The following is a 4987-nucleotide window of genomic DNA, read 5'->3' as shown; positions in this document are numbered from 1 at the left end:
TTATTGCGACAATTTGTCGTGTTTTAATTTTATTGCGACAATTTGTCGTGTTTTAATTTTTTTATCCGGAAAATCCGGATAAAAAAATTGATTATTTTCCTTTTTTAATCTATACTATAATTATTAAAAAAGGAGGTGAAAAGCGTTACTTTTTGAGTGACGTTAATTATGGGGAAAATAATAACTGTAAAAAATAATAAAGGTGGCGTTGGAAAATCAACTTTATCTAAAAATATTGCTCACGGTCTTGCTATGCTCGACTTCAAAACTGCACTGATTACCTCTGATGCTCAAAATGATAGCCTTATTCTTCTAGGGGGATGGTTTGAAGGTGGAAAAGGATTCAAATCTTTTGTTCAAAATGGTGAAGAGATTAAAATCAAAATCAGGGAAAACTTAGATTACTTTCCTGTAGAAACTGATATTTTTGGAATAAACTTAAAAAATAAAATCAGAAAAACATTTGAATCTTTAAGATCTAGTTATGATTTTATAATTGTTGACTGTGCTCCTGTTTTTAATGTTCTTAATGATATTATTCTTGAAATTACCGACGAAATTATCGTTCCTATAAAACTAGATAAATTAAGTACTGCTGGAATAACTAGATTGATCGAAAAAGCCGAGGGGGATAAGATTACACAAATAGTTCCAAACTTATATAGAAATACAAAGATATCTCGTGAATATTTTAATAGTCTATCTGAATTCTTTAGCAATACAGGAGTAATACTTACTGCACCAATTCCTGAAAGTGTTATTGAAGAACAACTTTCAGAAAAAGGAAAAACAATTTGGGAAACTCAAGCTAAAAAAGCAGAAGAACTTCAAAGTTTATATGGTGAAATTATTGGAGGAATTATTAATGGTTAAAAAAATTAATGTACTTGATCGTCTAAAGCAAGACTCTTTCAAGAAAAAAGAATTGCCTGCATCTTCTAATTCAGAGAAAAAAGAATTTGAGATTACTGTTATTGAAAAAGATTTTTTACCTGATACTGATGTTACTTTCAATTATGATGATATCCAAGATTTAGAAATGAAAAATGATTTGATTAGATATGAGTCACTTCTTCATATAGCTAAAAGTAATTATCATACTAAAGCTGGAGAAATTTTATTAGAAGCAAATGAGAAATATTCAAATAATAAAAGCGGAACTTTTGGAATTTGGTTAGAACACATGAAAATTGGGAAAAAAACTGCAGAACGTTTAATAAATCGTTTTAAGTTTATTAAACAACATTGTATCTCTGATGATGACCAATTTTACTTTGAAACTCTGCCTCTATCTCTAACTTATGAAATTTCAACTCCAAATGCAAATGAGGAATTAATTAAGGCTGTTCTTAATAGACAAATCAAAACTAGAAAAGAATACATCAATCTAAAAAATAATACTAAAAATACAAATATTAAAAAAACTGATATTATTTCTATTGAAAAACTATTTAACAAATTGAACTCAAATATTTCTATATTAATAGAAAATAAAATTGAAACATCATCTATTGATTCAAATAAAGCCAAAAATGTATATGAAAAAATTGAATCTTTAAACAAAGAAATTAAAAACCTATTAATGGAAATTGAGAAAACAAACTAACAATATTATTTATGAAAGGATTAAAACTATGAAACTATTTAATTTTGCAGATTTTTACTATGTTATAGAACATAATAACGAATACTTTGAATTTGAAATTGAAGATGATTTTTTAGATTCTATCTCTGAAGAATTAGACATTGATAACTTTGATATAGCTAACATGACAGAATTATCTGAAGGAATTTTCAACTTATTAATAATTACTACTAATGGAGACAATAAAAATTACGAATATAAACTTTCTCCTGAAAGAAAAGAATATATTCTTTCTGTTACAGAATAAAATTATAAAAAAATGGATTTATCATATTTTGATAAATCCATTTTTTATATACAATACAAAGGGACATTATATTAATGAATTTATTTTTATAATACTCTCTTCATCTTCATTATATTCTAAAACTAAATGTAAATTTCCAAGTTCACCTTCAAAAAATTTAGTTATTCCTAATAATCTAATTATCTTGTTTACTTCTTTTATATTTTCTCCTTCTAAAAGATCTAGTAAATCTAACTGGAACATAGACATATTTTTATATATTTTCTTTATTTCTACATTTTTAGCCTCTTGTGCTGTATTTAATTTTATAGATTCATTGCCAGTAGATAAATCTTCTGTATTTTCATTTTTGTCCACTTCTGTTGATGATATTTCAATAATATCTATTACATCCTCACTATTATTAAATAAATCTGTATTTTTTGAATTTACGACCTCTTGTGTTGTATATTTCTCGATATTTTTTATCAAATAGTCTTTTATTATCTTATCTTTAGCTGCATTAAAGGCCATTTTTTGAATTTTACCTTCTACACCACACATTGCTATATAATCCCTATATGCTTCTTCTTCTATAACCAATTTTTTTTCTAGCACTAACAAATTCCAAAAATTATCTACTTCTCCCACTATTTCCTTATTTACACTGACTTCTTGTGGTATTTCTATTTCTAAAAGTTTTAAATTATCATTTTTAACCTTTTGTGCTGTATTCTTTTTCTGCTGTGTAATATAATCTTCTGCCCATCCTTTTGATAAAGCTTGTATCATATAGCTTCTTATATTACTAACTTTCTGAACTTTTATATATTCAGCTACAAACTTTATATGTTCAAATCCATATTGTCTTATTCCATCTTTTATTACTTTTGGTAAAGTTTTTAATTCTCTAGCTTTAGACGGCAATATTTTTAAGATTTCTTCTAATTTTTCATTTGTTGGAATTCTATCAACAGTTTCAGCTTTTACAGCTTCAAAGTGATGATTTCCATCATTTTTTAAATCAACTCCACTATCTGTATGAGTTATTAATAAATTATCAAAGTGGTTTTTATCGTCATAAAAATATGTTTGCTTTAATTCATTATGAGTTTCATTAAAATAAAACTCAAACTCTGATTCAATCCATTTACTATTTTTTATAACTGTATAATTTTCTATCAAATTCATTTTTTTTAATTCTTGACAACTTTTTTCTATTACTTTTATCGTTCTTCCAATTTTTTGAATGTTTTCACTCAACGGAATTCTTTTTATAAGATTTATAGATAAAACTTTTATATACATTCTATTAAATCTTAATTTGTTTATAAGCATATATAAAGCTCTAGTTATAGGATTATCCATGCTTAAAAGAAGTTGTGAATCATATACTAAGTACCCTTTTCTAATAATATTATCATAAAAATGCTCTGAAATTGATACTTTTATAACCTCTTTTATTCTTCTATCTGTAAATAACTCCTTTTCTGATTCCTGTGCTTGTTTTACTGAAATCATATGAATATTCATTATATTTGTATTTATTTGCTCTTCTATTATTCCCTTTATTTTATTAGAATATAAAGAGTTTTTAAATGTATAACTAGTTTGTGAAAGTCTTATTAACGCTTTTGATATTCTACCATAAAATCCCTTAAACGATTCTTGGGCTATACCCATATTTGTTAAAATCTCACTTATTGTTGTATAAAACATATTATTATATCTTTTATCTCTCATTATTTTTAATAATGCTATAAAAACTCTTTCCTCTAATTCACCTGGTATATAATCTCCTGATGTTGGATTAACTTGGATATAAGCTTCTTTTGATCTATTAAAAAAATATCTTATTATTTGATTTTTTTTCTTACTTGTACTCTTAGTAAACAATGGATATTCTATCATATTTATATCAATTCTTACTAAGCTATGATTCTTTTCATTTTCAATTTCAGAAACATCCAAAAATTTTTCAACTATTTCACTTGGACCTGTATCAATAACTTGATTCATAGGAATCTCAAATTTTTTTAATTTTTTCATTTTCACCAGCCCTTATTGTTGTATATTATAATATCTATTCCTTTTATATTGTATATAATACAATATAAGCAAAGCTTTTTCAAGATATTTTACCGTGACTATTGTATAAAATATCTAAAAAAAATCTCTTAATTCAAATATAGTAATCAATAACGTCTATTTTTTAAATTTTATAAAAACTACAACAATAAAGGCTATATATATACAACACATATGGATTTTAAATACAGCATCTACGGACACACATATACAACATCAATGTCCATATATATACAACATCTACGGACATGTATTTTTCTTTTTATTTTAAAGAGAATACTTATTTTATCTATCTTTATAGACTATTTTATTATTTTTTATTTCAATACAACAATATAAACAACTATAAACAAATAAAACAACTATAAACAATCTTTTATTAACTAATAATTTTAAAATTATCTCTTTATAATATAACTTATATTAAATTAAATAAATTAATATCACATTTTCAGATAATATAATACTAAGATAGGTAACTAAAATGTCAAAACACAAATATGACAATAAATTTAATGGAATCTAAAACAAAAATTTTTCTAATTTCAAAGATAAAGATTAATTGACTAATAAAAAAAGAATCAATTAAAAAGATTTAATTACCATAAAAAAAAATTTATAACATAAAATAGACTTCATAATAATTTAAATTATATTACTTAAAATCTAAAAAATAAATTTTTATAAAAAAATATAAATTAATTCATAGTAAATATATTTGATATTATTTAAATATTAAATATATTTTTCTTTATATATTAAGAAGTAAGATTTCTTAAAAAAAATAAATTTTTATAAAAAATAAAAAAGTTTGTTGACATTATTTAAAATTTATGGTACTATTATTTTTGTCAGCAGCAAACAGCTGATGCAAAACAAAATAGTTCGGAATATAGCGCAGTCCGGTAGCGCACCTGCCTTGGGAGCAGGGGGCCGCAAGTTCGAATCTTGCTATTCCGACCATTTAATTGGGGTGTCGCCAAGCGGTAAGGCAACGGACTTTGACTCCGTCATGCGTTGGTTCGAAT

4 protein-coding genes and 1 tRNA gene are annotated in these 4987 nt (G+C 24.4%); 4 read left to right on the top strand and 1 reads right to left on the bottom strand.

Going from position 1 to position 4987, the window contains the following annotated elements:
* Positions 1 to 168 precede the first annotated feature (168 nt).
* Genes L988_RS05405 through L988_RS05395 form a run of 3 tightly spaced genes read left to right on the top strand, consistent with a single transcriptional unit; the run spans position 169 to position 1892 of the window.
* The gene (locus L988_RS05405) at positions 169 to 873 is read left to right on the top strand and encodes a ParA family protein (RefSeq protein WP_047382369.1); all 705 of its coding nucleotides are present in this window, start codon (positions 169 to 171) and stop codon (positions 871 to 873) included.
* On the top strand, positions 866 to 1606 hold the full coding sequence (locus L988_RS13235; RefSeq protein WP_052191707.1) for a hypothetical protein: 741 nt from the start codon (positions 866 to 868) through the stop codon (positions 1604 to 1606). Before L988_RS05405 ends, L988_RS13235 begins: the two co-directional genes overlap by 8 nt.
* A 28-nt stretch (positions 1607 to 1634) precedes the next feature.
* Positions 1635 to 1892, top strand: a complete 258-nt coding sequence (locus L988_RS05395) for a hypothetical protein (RefSeq protein WP_047382367.1) — start codon at positions 1635 to 1637, stop codon at positions 1890 to 1892.
* Positions 1893 to 1958: 66 nt separating this feature from the next.
* Here L988_RS05395 and L988_RS05390 read toward each other — a convergent pair whose 3' ends face one another.
* On the bottom strand, positions 1959 to 3920 hold the full coding sequence (locus tag L988_RS05390) for a hypothetical protein (protein ID WP_047382365.1): 1962 nt from the start codon (positions 3918 to 3920) through the stop codon (positions 1959 to 1961).
* Positions 3921 to 4845: 925 nt separating this feature from the next.
* On the opposite strand from L988_RS05390, the gene L988_RS05385 reads away from it, so the two are divergent.
* A tRNA-Pro gene (locus tag L988_RS05385) sits at positions 4846 to 4922 on the top strand.
* The last annotated feature ends 65 nt before the right edge of the window (positions 4923 to 4987 follow it).

It is taken from the genome of Cetobacterium sp. ZWU0022, assembly GCF_000800875.1.
In the GTDB taxonomy this organism is placed as follows: domain Bacteria; phylum Fusobacteriota; class Fusobacteriia; order Fusobacteriales; family Fusobacteriaceae; genus Cetobacterium_A.
Note: the sequence above shows the minus strand (reverse complement) of the source record. Positions and strands in the feature narration are given on the sequence as shown.